Genomic DNA, 15,903 nt, shown 5'->3' with positions numbered 1-15,903 from the left:
CAAGAGCGAGAAAGGCACCCTGGTTATGACACCGCGAACTACGACCACCACCTTCACCGGTACCTAGTCGGCCGCGGCTCATCACGTCTTCTCGCCTTCGGGCACGAAACAAGCGCGGCAAGTGGCCGCGCTTTTTCATTTCTGCCCCTGAACGGAGCACACCATGATTTCAGTCCAACTCCCCGACGGCTCCCGCCGTGAGTTCCCTGCCGCGCTGTCCGTCGGCGACGTCGCCGCGAGCATCGGCGCCGGCTTGGCCAAGGCGGCGCTCGGCGGCCGCGTCGACGGCAAGCTCGTCGACCTGAGCCACGTCATCAGCCACGACGCGCAGCTCGCCATCGTCACCGAGAAAGACGCCGACGGCCTGGAGCTGATCCGCCACTCGACGGCCCACTTGCTGGCTTACGCGGTCAAGTCGCTCTTCCCCGAAGCCCAGGTCACCATCGGCCCGGTCATCGAGAATGGCTTCTATTACGACTTCGCCTACAAGCGCCCCTTCACGCCCGACGACCTGGCCGCCATCGAAGCCAAGATGACCGAGCTGGCCAAGAAGGACGAGAAGGTCAGCCGCCGCGTGCTGCCGCGCGACGAGGCCGTTGCCCACTTCAAGGCCATGGGCGAGGCCTACAAGGCCGAGATCATCGAGGGCATCCCGGCCGACCAGGACGTGTCGCTCTACGCTGAAGGCGCGTTCGAAGACCTGTGCCGCGGCCCCCACGTGCCCAGCACGGGCAAGCTCAAGCACTTCAAGCTGATGAAGGTGGCCGGCGCCTACTGGCGCGGCGACCACCGCAACGAGATGCTGCAACGCATCTACGGCACGGCCTGGGCGACGAAGGATGACCTGCAGAAGTACCTGATCCGCCTGGAAGAAGCCGAGAAGCGCGACCACCGCAAGCTCGGCCGCGAGCTGGACCTGTTCCACATCGACGAGCACTCGCCCGGCACGGTGTTCTGGCACCCCAAGGGCTGGGCCATCTGGCAAGAAGTGGAGCAGTACATGCGCCGCGTCTACCGCGAGAACGGCTACCTGGAAGTCAAGGGCCCGCAGATCCTCGACAAGGGCTTGTGGGAGAAGTCCGGCCACTGGGACAAGTACCGCGACAACATGTTCACGACCGAGTCGGAAAAGCGCGAGTACGCGCTCAAGCCGATGAACTGCCCCGGTCACATCCTGATCTTCAACCAGGGCGTGAAGAGCTACCGCGACCTGCCGCTGCGCTTCGGCGAGTTCGGCCAGTGCCACCGCAACGAGCCCACCGGCGGCCTGCACGGCATCATGCGCGTGCGCGGTTTCACGCAGGACGACGGCCACATCTTCTGCACCGACGCCCAGATCTTGGACGAGTGCGCCAACTTCACGGCGCTGCTGAAGAAGGTCTACGCGGACTTCGGCTTCACCGACATCGTCTACAAGGTCGCGACGCGGCCGGCGGCGCGCATCGGTAGCGACGAGTACTGGGACCGGACCGAGCAGGTCCTGATGGAGTCGCTGCGCCGTTCCGGCTGCGAGTTCGAGATCGCTCACGGCGAGGGCGCCTTCTACGCGCCCAAGATCGAATACGCGCTGAAGGACGCCCTCGGCCGCCAGTGGCAGTGCGGCACGATCCAGATCGACTCCAACATGCCGGAACGCCTCGGCGCCGCGTTTGTCGACGAGGACAGCCAGCACAAAACGCCCGTCATGTTGCACCGCGCCATCGTCGGCAGCCTGGAGCGTTTCATCGGTATCCTGATCGAGCAGCACGCCGGCGCGCTGCCCGTTTGGCTGGCGCCAACACAGGTCGTCGTGGCCAATATCACCGACGCGCAGGCCGATTACGTGTCTGAAATTGTGAAATCGCTGCAAAAACAAGGGCTTAGGGCTCAGGCGGATTTGCGCAACGAGAAAATCACCTATAAAATCCGCCAGCATTCAATGCAAAAGCTGCCGTACATCCTCGTCGTAGGCGACAAGGAAAAGGCGAATGGCAGCGTTGCGGTACGCGCCCGTGGCAACCAGGATCTCGGCGTGATGCCCCTGCAGGACTTCCTCAACCGGATCTCCGCAGACATCACCAACAAGGTCTGAGAGCCTTCCGGGCGCGATTTGTTTTGTTTGGGCCCCTCGCCTTGGGGCCTATTGAAAGGTCTACACCATCGCTACGTTTGCCGACCGTCGTGCGATTCCGGAGCGCAAGCACCGGTTGAACCGCGAAATCATGGCTCCCGAAGTCCGCCTGAACGGCCCCGAGAACGAACCCATCGGAGTTGTCAGCATCATGGAAGCCCTGCGTATGGCGGGCGAAATGGATGTGGACCTGGTCGAGATTTCCCCGACTGCCAATCCGCCGGTCTGCCGGCTGATGGACTACGGGAAATTCAAGTACATCGAGCAGAAGCGCGCCGCCGAAGCCAAGTCCAAGCAGAAGGTCATCGAGATCAAGGAAGTCAAGTTCCGTCCGGGCACGGACGAAGGCGACTACCAGATCAAGATGCGCAACCTGCGCCGTTTCATTGCCGAAGACGGCGACAAGGGCAAGGTCACGCTGCGCTACCGCGGCCGTGAAATCACGCACCAGGACATCGGCATGCGCCTGCTGGAGCGCATCCGCGACGAACTGTCCGACGTGGCGATCGTCGAGAACATGCCGAAGCTCGAAGGTCGGCAAATGATCATGGTCCTGGCGCCCAAAAAGCGCTGAGCCCAAAACAGAGTTCAGCCGGTGGGTTTGGTCGCCCACCGGCTTACAAGTCTCCTGAGGCCAACAAGCATGCCGGGCTCACCGGCATCGCCCCAGGGACACACTTAGAAGGAGCATTCACATGCCCAAAATGAAGACCAAGAGCAGCGCGAAAAAGCGTTTTCGCGTTCGTCCGGGTGGCACCGTCAAGCGCGGTCAGGCGTTCAAGCGCCACATCCTGACCAAGAAGACCACCAAGAACAAGCGTCAGCTTCGCGGGTCGGTCGCCGTGCACGAAACCAACATGGGACACATCGCTCAGATGCTGCCCTTTGCTGGCCTGTAATCCACTACTGACTCAAGGAGAAACACATGCCTCGCGTCAAACGTGGTGTAACCGCTCGTGCCCGTCACAAGAAGGTCTTGGCTCTGGCCAAGGGCTTCCGGGGTCGCCGTAAGAACGTCTTCCGCATCGCCAAGCAGGCGGTGATGAAGGCGGGCCAATACGCCTACCGTGACCGTCGTACCAAGAAGCGCGTCTTCCGCCAGCTCTGGATTGCCCGTATCAACGCCGCATCGCGTGGTCTGGGTCTGTCCTACAGCAAGTTCGTGGCGGGTCTGAAGAAGGCCCAGATCGAGATCGACCGCAAGGTCCTCGCCGATCTGGCCGTCAACGACCCGGCTGGCTTTGCCAGCATCTTCGCCAAGGTGAAGGCCGCGCTCGCCTGATTGCGATTCGCCCCGGCTCACGTCGGGGCACGCAAACTTTCAGGGCCGGCCCACCAGGGTCGGCCCTTTCTCATTCCGAATTCCGAATGTCTGATCTCGACGCTTTGCTGCAAGCGGCCACGGCTGATTTCGCCGCCGCGCCAACGCCTGCGGAACTTGAAAACGCCAAGGCTCGGTTCCTGGGCAAGTCCGGTCGCGTGACCGAACTGATGAAGGGCCTGGGCGCCCTCAGCATCGAGGAAAAGAAGACCCGCGGCGCGGAGATCAACCAGCTGAAGGTTGGCATTGAAGCTGCGCTCACCGCGCGCCGCGATGCTCTCGCCGCCTCCGAGCTGGAGAAGCAGCTCAAGGCCGAAGCCCTCGACGTGACCCTGCCCGGCCGCCAGCGCGGCACCGGCGGCCTACACCCGATCACGCGCGCCATGGAGCGCATCGAGGCCATCTTCGGCTCCATGGGTTTCGACGTGGCCGACGGCCCCGAGATCGAGACCGACTGGTACAGCTTCTCGGCGCTGAACAACCCCGAGAACCACCCGGCCCGCTCGATGCAGGACACCTTCTACGTCGACATGAAGGACGAGAACGGCGCCTGGCTGAACCTGCGCCCGCACACCAGCCCGATGCAGATCCGCTATGCGCAGGCCCACGCCAAGCGCTATGCCGGCCGGGACACGATGCCCGAAATCCGCGTCATCGCGCCAGGCCGCACCTACCGCGTCGATAGCGACGCGACGCACTCGCCGATGTTCCATCAGGTCGAAGGCCTGTGGGTCGGCGAGAACATCTCGTTCAAAGACCTGAAGGCGGTCTACCTGAACTTCATCACCGCCTTCTTCGAGACCGACCAGCTGCAGCTGCGCTTTCGCCCCAGCTACTTCCCGTTCACCGAACCCAGCGCCGAGATTGACATCATGTTCGAGAGCGGCCCGCTGAAGGGCCGCTGGCTAGAAGTGTCCGGCTCAGGCCAAGTGCATCCGCAGGTGATCCGCAACATGGGCCTGGATCCGGAGCGCTACATCGGCTTCGCCTTCGGCTCCGGCATCGACCGCCTGGCGATGCTGCGCTACGGCGTCAACGACCTGCGCGCCTTCTTCGACGGCGACCTCCGCTTTCTCTCGCAGTTCAAGTAAACAGTTATGCAATTCCCCGAGTCCTGGCTGCGCGAGTTCTGCAATCCGCCGCTGTCCACTGAAAAGCTGGCCGAACTGCTGACCATGTCCGGCATGGAAGTCGAAGAGCTGCGCCCGGTCGCGCCGCCCTTCCATGGCATCGTCGTCGCCGAAATTCTCGAAGCCGAGCAGCACCCGAACGCCGACAAGCTGCGCATCTGCAAGGTCAACGCCGGTGGCCCTGAGCCGCTGCAGATCGTCTGCGGCGCACCCAACGCCCGCGCCGGCATCAAGGTGCCGCTGGCCACCGTCGGCGCCGAGCTGCCGACCGACGACGCGGCCAAGCCGTTCAAGATCGGCGTGGGCAAGCTGCGCGGTGTCGAGAGCTTCGGCATGCTGTGTTCGGCTCGCGAGCTCAAGCTCAGCGAAGACCACGGTGGCCTGCTGGAGCTGCCGGCCGATGCCGTCATCGGCGAGGACATCCGCAAGCACCTCAACCTCGACGACACGCTGTTCACGCTGAAGTTGACGCCCAACCTCGGCCACGGCCTGAGCGTGTTCGGCGTGGCACGCGAAGTGGCCGCGCTGACCGGCGCGCCGCTGCTGAAGGTCGAGTTCCCGCCGGTGAGGCCCGGCATCGACGACAAGCTGCCCATCCGCATCGAAGCCGCCGACCTGTGCGGCCGCTTCTCGGGCCGCATCGTCAAGGGCATCGACACCAAAGCCAACACGCCCGCCTGGATGGTCCAGCGCCTGGAGCGCTGCGGCCAGCGTTCGGTGACGGCCCTGGTCGACATCTCCAACTACGTGATGTTCGAGTACGGCCGCCCGTCGCACATCTTCGACCTGGACAAGATCAGCGGCGAACTGGTCGTGCGCTGGGGCAAGGCGGGCGAGCAGCTCAAGCTGCTGAACGGCAACACGATCACTGTCGACGAGAAGGTCGGCGTCATCTCGGATGCACGCGAGGTCGAGTCCCTCGCCGGCATCATGGGCGGAGACCACACTGCCGTGTCCGACGACACGCGCAACGTCTACGTCGAAGCCGCGTTCTGGTGGCCCGAGGCCGTCATGGGCCGCGGCCGCCGCTACAACTTCTCGACGGACGCCGGCCACCGCTTCGAGCGCGGCGTCGATGCGTCGCAGAGCGTCGAACACATCGAGCGCATCACGCAGCTCATCGTCGACATCTGCGGCACGGCTGACACCCAGGTCGGCCCGATGGACGACCAGTCGCCCAACGTGCCGGTGCGCAAACCCGTGGCGCTGCGCGTCGCCCGCGCGGCCAAGGTCATCGGCATGCCGCTGACGCAGGAGCAATGCGAAGGCGTGTTCACGCGCCTGGGCCTGCCCTTCATTGCCGCTAACGGTGTGGTCACGGTGACGCCGCCGAGCTGGCGCTTCGACATCCTGATCGAGGAAGACCTCATCGAGGAAGTCATCCGCGTGCTGGGCTACCCGACGCTGCCGTCCACGGCGCCGCTCGCGCCCATCGTCGGCCGCACCGGCTCGGAGTCGCGCCAATCCACCCACGCGCTGCGCCGAGCCGTGGCCGCGCGCGACTACTTCGAGACGATCAACTTCAGCTTCGTCGAGGAGCGCTGGGAGCGCGAGTTGGCCGGTGTCACCGACCCGATCCGCCTGCTGAACCCCATCGCCGCGCCGCTGTCGGTGATGCGCACCAGCCTGATCGGTAGCCTCGTGCAGGTGCTGCGCCACAACCAGGCCCGCCGGGCGACGCGCGTGCGCGTCTTCGAACTGGGCCGCGTATTCAAACGCGACGCTAGCGTCGCCAACGGCCCGCTGAGCGTTGCCGGCATCGAGCAGCCGCTGCGCCTGGGCGGCCTCGCCTGGGGCCCGGCCGAACAACAGCAGTGGAGCCAGCGCGACCGCGCCGTCGACTTCTTCGATGCGAAGGGCGACCTCGAAGCTTTGTTCGCGCCGCAGACGCTGACCTTTGAAGCTGCAGAGCACCCCGCCCTGCACCCGGGCCGCAGCGCCCGCGTGAAGCTGAACGGCAATCCCATTGGCGTCGTCGGCGAGTTGCACCCGCTCTGGCGCCAGGGTTATGAGATCAGCGGCAGCGCGCCCATCGTCTTCGAGCTGAACCTCGACGCCGCGCTGCTGCGCACGCTTCCAAAAGGCCAGCCGCTGCCGCGCCAGCAAGCCGTGCAGCGCGACCTCGCATTGGTCGTCAAGGACAGCACAACACACGACGCGCTGATGGCCGTTGTCACGGCCGCTGGCGGCGGGCTGCTGCGCTCGGCCAAGCTGTTCGACCTCTTCAAGTCGGCTGCTGGCAGCAGCACCGACCTGCAAGCCGACGAACGCAGCCTGGCCGTGCGCTTGGAACTGCTGGATGACGAAGCCACGCTGACCGACGAACGCATCGACGCGGCTGTGGCGGCCATCGTCGCAGCGGCGAGCCAACAACTCGGCGCCCGCCTGCGCGGCTGAGCCTCTGGAGGAGGAACGAACATGGACGCGAACGACGCCAAAAAAGAACCAGCAACGGTTGCCATCGGCAGCCTGGAGACGCCCACGCTGACCAAGGCCGAGCTGGCCGAACTGCTGTTCGACAAGCTCGGGCTGAACAAGCGCGAGTCCAAGGACATGGTCGAGGCCTTCTTCGACATCCTGCACGACAGTCTCGTCAAGGGTCAGGACGTGAAGCTCTCGGGTTTCGGCAACTACAACATCCGCCGCAAGGCGCCGCGCCCGGGCCGCAATCCGCGCACCGGCGAGTCCATCCCCATCAAGGCCCGCAACGTCGTGACTTTTCACGCCAGCCACAAACTCAAGGGGCAGGTGCAAGGCGATACGCCGGTCGGAGAAGACTTCGAGTAGAGTCGCCCCTCCCCTCGCGAACTTGTTGATTTGCAATGGAAATTTGCAATGGATAAGGCGCTCCCCGCCATCCCTGCCAAACGCTACTTCACCATCGGTGAGGTCAGCGATCTTTGCGGCGTGAAGCCATACGTTCTGCGCTATTGGGAGCAGGAGTTCACCCAACTCAAGCCCATGAAGCGGCGCGGCAACCGGCGCTACTACCAGCATCACGAAGTGCTGCTGATCCGCCGCATCCGCGATTTGCTCTACGACCAGGGCTTCACGATCAGTGGCGCGCGCAACCAACTCAGCGACGGCCTTCCGCCCGCCGCAGCGCAGAACTTCCGTGACGAGGCCGAGGCAGCGCAAGCGCTTGAGGCCATGGATGGCGACGACGACCTGCCGGTTGAACTGGCCTCTGTACCGGCTTATCGCCCGGCCGTCGCTCACGCCCAGCCGCTGAAGGCCGCCGAAGCTTCGATGACGCTCCCGGTGCTAGCCATCGACCCGCTGACCTCGCTGGAGCAAGTCCGCGCTGAACTTCTTGCGATCCGCGCCAGCCTTCTGACCTGAGCGCCGAATTTCTCGGCTATACTGCTCGGCTCAGTCGGGGCGTAGCGCAGCCAGGTAGCGCACTTGCATGGGGTGCAAGGGGTCGTGAGTTCGAATCCCACCGTCCCGACCAAATAACAATAAGAGAATCAACGGCTTAGCAGCTTCGGCAGCTAGGCCGTTTTCCTTTGTGCCGTCGAATTCTCATTTCCGGCCGGCGCCTTGCCAGACCGCCACCGCAGCAGCCATCGACCGCCCGACCATGCCGCCGGCGCGGCCAGCGCAGCGGTCACCCATCGCGGATCAAGGTCAGCAGGAAGACCAAAAGCGTGCGCCACCGCAGGCACGAGCAGGATGAAGCCCAGCAACGCGCAAACGCCCAGCAGCAACTTGTCAAACACAGGGTTAGCGTCGAGCCCTCGCCGCCCGCTGCTGCGGAACCAGACCACCATGGCCAGGTTGGCCGCAATGATGGAGGCGATGCCGGCCAGCCTCAGCAGTTGATCGGACCAGCCTCCCCGGTGCCCCCACCACTGGATGGCTGCGAAACCGGCAAGCGCGAACAGGCCGACGACGACCGCGCGCAAGATGGCGCCGATGGCGAAGAGTTGGGCCGCTCGCGGACGGGGCGACTGGCGCATGAGGTCGTCGGGCGCCGGCTCGGCCTCAAACACCAAGGAGCACGCCGGATCGATGATCAGCTCGAACAGCACGACGTGCAGCGGCAGCAGCAGAAGCGGGCCGCCGAACAGCGGCAGCATCGACATGCCCACGATGGGCACATGCACCGCGAACAGATAGCCCACGGCCTTTTGCAGGTTCAGGAAAACGCGGCGGCCGCCGCGAACGCCGTTGACGAGGGATGCAAATCGATCGTCCAGCAAGACCAGCGTGGCGGCCTCGCGCGCCACATCGGTTCCCCTTTGGCCCATGGCGACGCCGACGTCCGCCGCACGCAGGGCCGGGCCGTCGTTGACGCCATCCCCGGTCATGGCTACCACCTCGCCGCGGCGCTGCAGCGCCTGGACGATGCGCAGCTTCTGCATCGGCGTGACGCGCGCGTACACAGCGATGCTGCCCATGGCTGCGGCCAATTGGTCGTCGTCCAGCGCCTCCATCTCGGCGCCGGTGAGGCTCGATGCCGTCCCGGACGCTGGCGAGCGCGGCGATCCGGAGGACGGCTTGCAGGCCCGCGTCAGCCAGCGCCCCGCCGGCCGCCAGGCTGCTCCGTTCACCATCGTGCAGACCGGCCACCGCCATCCGGTTGCAGGTCAGCGTGCCGGTCTTGTCGACGCACAGCACCGTCGTCGTCCCAAGTGCCTCGATGGCCTGGGGCTGGCGGGTCAGCACGTTGACCTTCGCAAGCCTCCAGGCGCCCAGGGCAAGCATGACGGTCCAGACGACCGCAAACTCTTCCGGCACGAGCGACATCGCCAGCGTCAGGCCCACCAGGGCACCTGCCGTCCAGGAGCCATCCCGCCAGACAAACGCGCCCGTCGCCAGAATGCAGACGGAGATGCCCAGCACGGCCACGCGGCCCGCCAGTCGCGTCAGCTCTTCATGCAGGCGACTCGCTCGCGGCGTGATGCTCGACAGCGAGCCGCCGATGCGGCCCAGCGCCGTGGCGGCGCCGGTCGCGGTCACCTCCGCAACGCCATCGCCCTGCACGATCAAGGTCCCGGCGAAAAGCGTGTCGCAGCCCGCCGCTGAGCCTTCGGACACCAGCTCCTTTGCGACCGGCACCGACTCGCCCGTCAGCAGCGATTCGTCGGCACGGACCCCATGCGCCTCGACGAGGCTTGCATCGCAGGCCAGCCGGTCGCCTTCGCTGAGCAAGAGCCGGTCACCGACCACCAGGTCCTGGCTGGAGATCCGCTGGATCACCCCGTCGCGCACCACCGCGCTGCGCGGGCTCGACAGGGCCTGCAGGGCATCGAGCACGTGCTGGGTCCGTAGCTCCTGGTACACCGCAATGCCCACGACCGCCGCCAGCGACAGCGCCATGGCCAAGGCGTCGAACAGACTGCCCAGCAGGCCGTACAAAGCGGCACAGACGATGAGCAGCAGCACCATCGGCTGCGACACGGCAGCGAGCACGGCCGTGGCAAAGGTCGCCTGCCTCGCGGCGGGCAGAACATTGGGGCCGTCGCGGCGAAGCCGGGCACGGGCCTCGCCCTCGGTCAGACCCTGAGCGGTGGCCGTGGGCTTCTGCATGAAATCTGACTGAACGACTCAGCGCACCAGCAGCACGGGCACCTTGCAGCGCGCCAGGACGCCGGTGGCTACCGAACCCATGAGCAGGTTGCCCAGCGCCGAGTGGCCATGCGAGCCCATGATGATCAGATCGGGCCGCAGCGCCAGGACCTGCTCGGCAATGCATTCGGCGGCTGGCCCCTTGGCATGGCACATCTCCACGTTCCAATGCTGTTGTTCGGCAAACTCGCGCACCGGACGAAACACGGCTTCGGCCTCGTCGCGGTAGTAGTCGTCTAGGACGGCGTGGGCCACGTGGCGCGCGGGCGATGCAGGGATCTTCGGGACCGCCGTGAAGACGGTGTATCGGTGGCTCGCGCCGAACATCTCCTTGTGCGCGGCGATGTAGGCCAGCATTCGCTTGGTGGACTTGCTGCCGTCGACGGGTAGCAGGATGTTCATCGACATCTCCGGAAGCTGCGGTTGCCTGCATGGTGTTGGCGGCGCAGGCCGGCGGGCTGATCCGGATCAAGTGAGGCGCTCTTGCCTGGCCCGGGCGTCATCCGCAGGGCTGAGGCGCAAGGCTTGATGCGGATCAACCGCCAGGGCGAGGGGCGCCTCAACAATCCGCCGCATCGTCACTCTCCTCCGAAGGCCCGCAGCCATGACCACCCGCCGCTCGTTCATCCGCATCATCCCGATCACTGCCCTCGCGACCTTCGCGGCGCAATCGGCCTTTGCCGCCGACGTCGACCCCAAGGACCCGCAGGCCGCCGCACTGGGCTACGTCACCGATGCCACCAAGGCAGACAAGGCGAAGTTCCCTAAGTACGCCGCCGGCCAGCTCTGCAGCAACTGCCAGCTGTATCAGGGCAAGCCCGGCGAGGCGAGCGGTCCGTGCGCGCTGTTCGGCGTCAAGTCGGTCGCCGCCAAGGGTTGGTGCAGCGCCTACGTCAAGAAGGCCTGAGACGCGTCGGCCATGGCTGCGCTTGCTCAGCGCAGCGCCATTGATCAGCGTCAACAAGCCCGCACCGCATCGGACGCAAGATGCATCGAATCCCCTACCAGGAGTCGTCACGCGGTCGCCTTCCTTGATGCCCTCGACGCCTGCGCCCACCGCAGCCACGAAGCCCGCGCCTTCGTGACCCGGGATGAAGGGCAGCGTCGGCCTGACCGGCCAGCCGCCTTCGGCGGCATGCAGGTCGGTGTGGCAGACGCCTGACGCCACTACCTTCACCAGCACCCTGTCCGGGCGTCACCAGCGGGATGGGCACCTCTTCGATCCGCAGCGGCTGACCGAACTGATGCACGACCGCAGCTTTCATCATGGGCATGGCGTTCCGGAAGACGCCGCATGGTCTGCCCTGACTCGGCGGGCAGCCTTGATCCAACGCAAGCGGTCGCACCGACAAGCCCCACCCGCACGCCGCCGCCGCCAGTGCCGGGCATTGACGCTGCGCAAGCTTCACCTGCGAAGTCGGTCCTAAGGTTGGACACCCGATCTCGATCCATCAACGGAGGCCACCATGGCAGACCCGAAATCCATCCTGCTGCATATCGACGGCACGGCGCGCTGCGTCGAGCGCGTGCGCGTTGCGCGCCAGCTCGCAGAGACCTTCAGCGCCGAGGTGAAGGCGCTCTACGCCGTGACGCCCTCGTTGCTGCGCTACCCGATGGCGCTTGAGGGCGGTGTCGTGTCGGGGGGTGACATGGCCATCATTGACGACGAATGCCGCGATCAGGCCCACGCCGCCTACACGGCAGCAAGCGCCGGCTCTCCATTGCTCAGCTGGGCAGAACCGACCGGAGACACCCGGGACTTCGCCAACCAGGCGCTCTACTGCGACCTGATGTTGCTCGGCCAGCGCGATCCCGACGACAAGTCCTCCGTCTATATACCCCCGGACTTCCTGACCGCGCTGCTGGTCCAGACGGGACGGCCCGCATTGGTGTTGCCCTACGCAGGGTCGATCGCGCCGATAGGCCGCACCGTGCTGGTGGCCTGGAAGCCGACGCCAGAGGCTGCGCGGGCTGTGTCGGCCGCCCTGCCCTGGCTGCGCCGCGCGGAGCACGTCCACGTCATCAGCTACGGCGACTCGCCCGACAAGGCCTTGCAGGCGCAGCAGCAATACCTGCAGGCGCATGGCGTTGCAGCGCAACTGCATCGCGGCGGCCCGGAACTCGGCAAAGCCGGTGAGGACCTGCTTTCGCGCGCTGCCGATCTTTCGGCAGACCTCCTCGTCATGGGTTGCTACGGCCACAGCCGAGCCCGCGAATGGGTCTTGGGCGGTGCAACTCGAACAGTGCTCCAGTCCATGACCCTGCCGGTTCTGATGGCGCATTGAAGGCACCGACGGGACTCGATCACCTTCACGTTCACGGGTCGCCGCGCGGGCGACGGCCTGATCAAGCCTCCACGGTATCCAGGTACTCCGGCACCGAGCTGGGCCAGTGAAACTTCTCCTCGATGGCCTGGCGCAGCGCATCCGCCGCCTCGGGCTCACCATGGGTCACGTAAACGTGCCGAGGCGCGCGTCGCATCGAACCCAGCCAGTGCAGCAGGTCCTCACGATCGCCATGGGCAGAGAGGCCGGCGATGTTTGCCACCTCGGCGCGTACCGGGACGTGCGCATAGGCCTTTAGGTGATGCACCACGCGCCCGCCCGTGGCCATGCCGCTGGCGGAAATGATGATGCTGGCACCGGTGGCTTCAGCACCAGATCGTCCCGCCGCCCCAGATCACCGACGAAGTCAAAGCCGCCCATTCCTAGGCACCTTCGCTGGCCAGCGACCTGCCGCTTCGGGCGGCGGCCGCGTCACGGCGAAGATCGGCGGCGCCGGCGAAGCGCTTCGTTGACAGAACGCTGGCGCCTGCGACTTCGCTCGGCTGATCGATGCAAGAATCGACGCAAGCTCATAACACTCCAGCTGCGTGCCCATCCGCCGTGACACTCCAGCACATTGCCGTTCTTGACGACGAATCGGCCATCACCGAACTTCTCGCCCACTACCTGGCGGGCCACGGCTTTCGCACGACCCAGTTGCACTCAGGCCGTGCGCTGATGGACGTGATGGCCAGCGACCCGCCCGAGCTGGTGCTGCTCGATCTGGGCCTGCCCGGCGAGGACGGCTTCGCGATCGCACGGCAGCTGCGCGAGCATTGGCAATGCGGGCTGGTCATCATCACCGGCCGGGGCGACTCGGTCGACAAGGTGGTGGGGCTGGAGGTGGGCGCCGACGACTACGTCACCAAGCCATTCGACCTGCGTGAGCTGGTGGCTCGCATCAAGGCCGTGCTGCGGCGCACTGCACCGACCGCCACGCCGGCCCGCGCGCCGGTGACAGCGAACCAGGCGCCGACGACGACCGCCCCGGCTCAGCTTTGCCTGGGCTTCCTCGGGTGGCAGCTGGACCTGGCGGCGCGTCGTCTCAACGACCCGACGGGCGTGGAGGTGCAGCTCACCGGTGGCGAGTTCTCCTTGCTGGCGACACTGGCCCAGCACCCCGGCCGCGTGCTGTCGCGCGACTTCCTGCTTGAACACACGCGAGGCCGCGAAGCCGCACCGTTCGACCGCACGATCGACGTGCAGGTGGGCCGGCTGCGCAAGAAGCTTGAGACCGATGCCGAGCATCCGCAGATCATCAAGTCGGTGCGCGGGGCCGGCTACATCTTCATCCCGCCGGTCAGCTCGGGCACCTCGGCCACCTGATGACTCCGCTGGCGCCCCCTGCCCCGCCCGGGCTGCCACACGCCATTGATGACCTGACCGTCTATCGCTCGCTGTTCTCGGCCTACCCGGACGCGCTGCTGCTGGTCGACGCCGCCGGCCTGATCGTGCTGGCCAACCCGGCGGCAGCGACGCTGCTGGGCTATTCGACGGGCGAGCTGATCGGCACCAGCGTCGACGCCCTGGTGCCCGACAGCATCCGCCCGCGCCATGCGTCCTACCGCGATGCCTACGCCCATGCGCCGCGCTCGCGGCCGATGGGCACGCAGATGGAACTGGTGGCCAAGCGCCGCGACGGTTCGGAGGTGACGGTCGAGATCGCGCTGAGCCCCCTGCAGAGCGAAGGCCTGCCGTTTGTGGTGGCGGCGATCCGCGGCATTGGCGCCTACCCGCGCGTCAGGCAGGCCCTGCAGCGCGCGCGCTACAGCGAGCACCTGGCCCAGCTGGGCCGCCTGGCGGTCGATGCGCGCGACCCGCAGCTGCTGCTGTCGCAGGTGCCGGCGATCGCGGCAGAGGCGCTGGAGGTCGAGCTGTCCAGCGTGCTGCTGCTGGAGCCCAACCGCCTGGAGTTCAAGGTGGTCGGCCGTGTCGGCGTGGTGCCGGGTGCAGAGGTCGGCGCCCGCATGGCCAATCGGGTCGACACCCCGGCCGGCTACGTGATCTCGCAAGGGCGCCCCGTCATCGTCGACGACCTGAGCCAGGAGCAACGCTTCACGGCCCCGCAGAACTACCTCGATGCCGGCGTCGTCGGCATTCTGGCGGTGCCGCTGTCCGACCGCGGTCGCATCATCGGCGTGCTGTCCGCGCAGTCGCGCCAGGTCAAGCACTTCAGCGACGACGAGACGCGCTTTCTCGAATCCCTGGCCAACCTGCTGGCCACCAGCCTGCAGCGTGCGCAGAGCGAGGAAGCACTCAATCACGCCCAGCGCCTTGAGAGCGTGGGCCAGTTGACGGGCGGCATCGCGCATGACTTCAACAACCTGCTGACCGTCATCCAGGGCAATCTCCAGGTGCTGGAGGAACTGCCCGCGTTGGCACGCGACGGGCTTGGCCAGCAGTTGGTCGGCGCGGCCACCCGGGCATCCAAGCGCGGGGCGGAGCTGACCAGCAAGCTGCTGGCCTTCTCGCGCCGCCAGGTGCTGCAACCCAGTGCCGTCGATGTCGGCGCGTTGCTGCACTCGCTGTCCGACATGCTGCGCCGCACGCTGGACCAGCGCATCGCCATCAGCCTGGAGCTGCCGGCCGAATGCCCGCCTGTGCTGGCCGACCCCGGCCAGCTCGAAGCCGCCCTGCTCAACATCGCCATCAACGCGCGCGACGCCATGCCCGATGGCGGCTCGCTGCGCTTCTCGGCGGCCCCGGCCGGCGCCTTGCCGGCGGAGATACGGCGCGAGATTGATGACCCCAGCGCCCAGGACGAACGCTTCCTTTGCATCGCCATCTCCGACACCGGCGCCGGCATGCCCGAGGAGGTCAAGGAGCGCGCCTTCGAGCCCTTCTTCACCACCAAGCAGTTGGGGCGCGGCACCGGGCTGGGGCTCAGCACGGTCTATGGCTTCGTCAAGCAGTCGCGCGGCGCGGTGGCCATCGAATCCACACCCGGCGCGGGCACGACCGTCTCCCTTTACCTGCCCCGCCCCTGGGCCGAGCAGGTCTCTGGCGACGAGCCCGACAACGTCACCGACGTGATCCCGGCGGGCCTGCGGGTGATGATGGTCGAGGACGACACCGAGGTGCGCGCGGTGGCACAGCGCTTCCTGGAGATGCTGGGTTGCCGGGTCACGGTCAGTGGCAGTGGCGAGCAGGCACTGCTGACGCTGACGCCTGGCGCGCCCTTCGACCTGCTGCTCACCGACATCGCGCTCGGCTCCGGCATGCGCGGTACCGAACTGGCCCGTCTGGCGCAGGAGCGGCTGCCGGGGCTGGCGATCCTGCTGATGTCGGGGTTCTCTGCCGAGCTGCTCGACGCCGACCGCGACTCACCGCCAACCTGGGAGCTGCTGCCCAAGCCCTACTCTCGCGCCGAGCTGGCCAGCGCCATCGCCCGGGCCCTGTCAGGCGGCCACTAATTCCAGCGCCTCGGCGCCTCGGCGGCCAGCA

The 15,903-nt window shown here is 66.5% G+C and carries 14 protein-coding genes, 1 tRNA gene and 4 pseudogenes; 13 read left to right on the top strand and 6 right to left on the bottom strand.

What is annotated here, in order from left to right:
• The first annotated feature begins 163 nt into the window (after positions 1 to 163).
• The 9 genes from thrS (at position 164) to ABIS05_RS03850 (ending at position 8,015) form a co-directional block, all read left to right on the top strand.
• Positions 164 to 2,071: a threonine--tRNA ligase gene (thrS, locus tag ABIS05_RS03890; protein WP_348012109.1), complete on the top strand. Its 1,908-nt coding sequence runs from the start codon at positions 164 to 166 to the stop codon at positions 2,069 to 2,071.
• A 67-nt stretch (positions 2,072 to 2,138) separates the two neighbouring features.
• The gene (infC, locus tag ABIS05_RS03885; RefSeq protein ID WP_407074868.1) at positions 2,139 to 2,684 is read left to right on the top strand and encodes a translation initiation factor IF-3; all 546 of its coding nucleotides are present in this window, start codon (positions 2,139 to 2,141) and stop codon (positions 2,682 to 2,684) included.
• A gap of 121 nt (positions 2,685 to 2,805) precedes the next feature.
• Positions 2,806 to 3,009, top strand: a complete 204-nt coding sequence (rpmI, locus tag ABIS05_RS03880; RefSeq protein ID WP_056263791.1) for a 50S ribosomal protein L35 — start codon at positions 2,806 to 2,808, stop codon at positions 3,007 to 3,009.
• Between the two features lie 26 nt (positions 3,010 to 3,035).
• Positions 3,036 to 3,392 carry a 50S ribosomal protein L20 gene (gene rplT, locus ABIS05_RS03875; RefSeq protein ID WP_025564000.1) on the top strand — a complete coding sequence of 119 codons (357 nt, stop codon included), beginning with the start codon at positions 3,036 to 3,038 and terminating at the stop codon, positions 3,390 to 3,392.
• An 86-nt stretch (positions 3,393 to 3,478) separates the two neighbouring features.
• On the top strand, positions 3,479 to 4,522 hold the full coding sequence (gene pheS / locus ABIS05_RS03870; RefSeq protein WP_348012108.1) for a phenylalanine--tRNA ligase subunit alpha: 1,044 nt from the start codon (positions 3,479 to 3,481) through the stop codon (positions 4,520 to 4,522).
• A 6-nt stretch (positions 4,523 to 4,528) separates the two neighbouring features.
• Positions 4,529 to 6,958, top strand: coding sequence for a phenylalanine--tRNA ligase subunit beta (gene pheT, locus ABIS05_RS03865; protein ID WP_348012107.1), 2,430 nt, complete (start codon positions 4,529 to 4,531; stop codon positions 6,956 to 6,958).
• A gap of 21 nt (positions 6,959 to 6,979) precedes the next feature.
• On the top strand, positions 6,980 to 7,348 hold the full coding sequence (locus tag ABIS05_RS03860; RefSeq protein WP_348012106.1) for an integration host factor subunit alpha: 369 nt from the start codon (positions 6,980 to 6,982) through the stop codon (positions 7,346 to 7,348).
• A gap of 48 nt (positions 7,349 to 7,396) precedes the next feature.
• Positions 7,397 to 7,903 carry a MerR family transcriptional regulator gene (locus tag ABIS05_RS03855; RefSeq protein WP_348012105.1) on the top strand — a complete coding sequence of 169 codons (507 nt, stop codon included), beginning with the start codon at positions 7,397 to 7,399 and terminating at the stop codon, positions 7,901 to 7,903.
• 35 nt (positions 7,904 to 7,938) lie between these two features.
• Positions 7,939 to 8,015 (top strand) — tRNA-Pro (locus tag ABIS05_RS03850).
• 40 nt (positions 8,016 to 8,055) lie between these two features.
• Here the strand turns inward: ABIS05_RS03850 and ABIS05_RS03845 are convergent.
• The 4 genes and pseudogenes from ABIS05_RS03845 to ABIS05_RS03830 all read right to left on the bottom strand — a co-directional run bounded on the left by ABIS05_RS03845 (position 8,056) and on the right by ABIS05_RS03830 (position 10,537).
• The gene (locus ABIS05_RS03845; RefSeq protein WP_348012125.1) at positions 8,056 to 8,643 is read right to left on the bottom strand and encodes a cation-translocating P-type ATPase C-terminal domain-containing protein; all 588 of its coding nucleotides are present in this window, start codon (positions 8,641 to 8,643) and stop codon (positions 8,056 to 8,058) included.
• Between the two features lie 57 nt (positions 8,644 to 8,700).
• Positions 8,701 to 8,928 (bottom strand): annotated as a pseudogene (locus tag ABIS05_RS03840) (HAD-IC family P-type ATPase); the annotation flags it as partial.
• A gap of 241 nt (positions 8,929 to 9,169) precedes the next feature.
• Positions 9,170 to 10,096, bottom strand: a pseudogene (locus ABIS05_RS03835) (HAD-IC family P-type ATPase); the annotation flags it as partial.
• Between the two features lie 18 nt (positions 10,097 to 10,114).
• The gene (locus tag ABIS05_RS03830; RefSeq protein ID WP_348012104.1) at positions 10,115 to 10,537 is read right to left on the bottom strand and encodes a universal stress protein; all 423 of its coding nucleotides are present in this window, start codon (positions 10,535 to 10,537) and stop codon (positions 10,115 to 10,117) included.
• 202 nt (positions 10,538 to 10,739) lie between these two features.
• Between ABIS05_RS03830 and ABIS05_RS03825 the strand changes: the two genes are divergently transcribed.
• Complete coding sequence (locus ABIS05_RS03825; RefSeq protein WP_348012103.1) at positions 10,740 to 11,042, top strand: high-potential iron-sulfur protein; 303 nt, start codon at positions 10,740 to 10,742, stop codon at positions 11,040 to 11,042.
• Between the two features lie 99 nt (positions 11,043 to 11,141).
• On the opposite strand, the pseudogene ABIS05_RS03820 reads toward ABIS05_RS03825, so the two are convergent.
• Positions 11,142 to 11,409: pseudogene (locus tag ABIS05_RS03820) on the bottom strand (alcohol dehydrogenase catalytic domain-containing protein); the annotation flags it as partial.
• A gap of 192 nt (positions 11,410 to 11,601) precedes the next feature.
• Here ABIS05_RS03820 and ABIS05_RS03815 point away from each other — a divergent pair.
• Entirely contained in the window at positions 11,602 to 12,420 is an 819-nt protein-coding gene (locus tag ABIS05_RS03815) for a universal stress protein (RefSeq protein ID WP_348012102.1), read from the top strand.
• A 61-nt stretch (positions 12,421 to 12,481) separates the two neighbouring features.
• On the opposite strand, the pseudogene ABIS05_RS03810 reads toward ABIS05_RS03815, so the two are convergent.
• Positions 12,482 to 12,778: pseudogene (locus tag ABIS05_RS03810) on the bottom strand (MBL fold metallo-hydrolase RNA specificity domain-containing protein); the annotation flags it as partial.
• A 242-nt stretch (positions 12,779 to 13,020) separates the two neighbouring features.
• On the opposite strand from ABIS05_RS03810, the gene ABIS05_RS03805 reads away from it, so the two are divergent.
• Together ABIS05_RS03805 and ABIS05_RS03800 are read left to right on the top strand one after the other, a co-directional pair.
• The gene (locus tag ABIS05_RS03805; protein WP_348012101.1) at positions 13,021 to 13,785 is read left to right on the top strand and encodes a response regulator transcription factor; all 765 of its coding nucleotides are present in this window, start codon (positions 13,021 to 13,023) and stop codon (positions 13,783 to 13,785) included.
• Positions 13,785 to 15,872, top strand: a complete 2,088-nt coding sequence (locus ABIS05_RS03800) for a PAS domain S-box protein (protein ID WP_348012100.1) — start codon at positions 13,785 to 13,787, stop codon at positions 15,870 to 15,872. The genes ABIS05_RS03805 and ABIS05_RS03800 overlap by 1 nt, the downstream gene beginning before the upstream one ends.
• The last annotated feature ends 31 nt before the right edge of the window (positions 15,873 to 15,903 follow it).

Source organism: Roseateles sp., from assembly GCF_039929605.1.
Lineage (GTDB): Bacteria > Pseudomonadota > Gammaproteobacteria > Burkholderiales > Burkholderiaceae_C > Pelomonas.
This window is presented reverse-complemented; position numbering and strand designations above follow the sequence as displayed.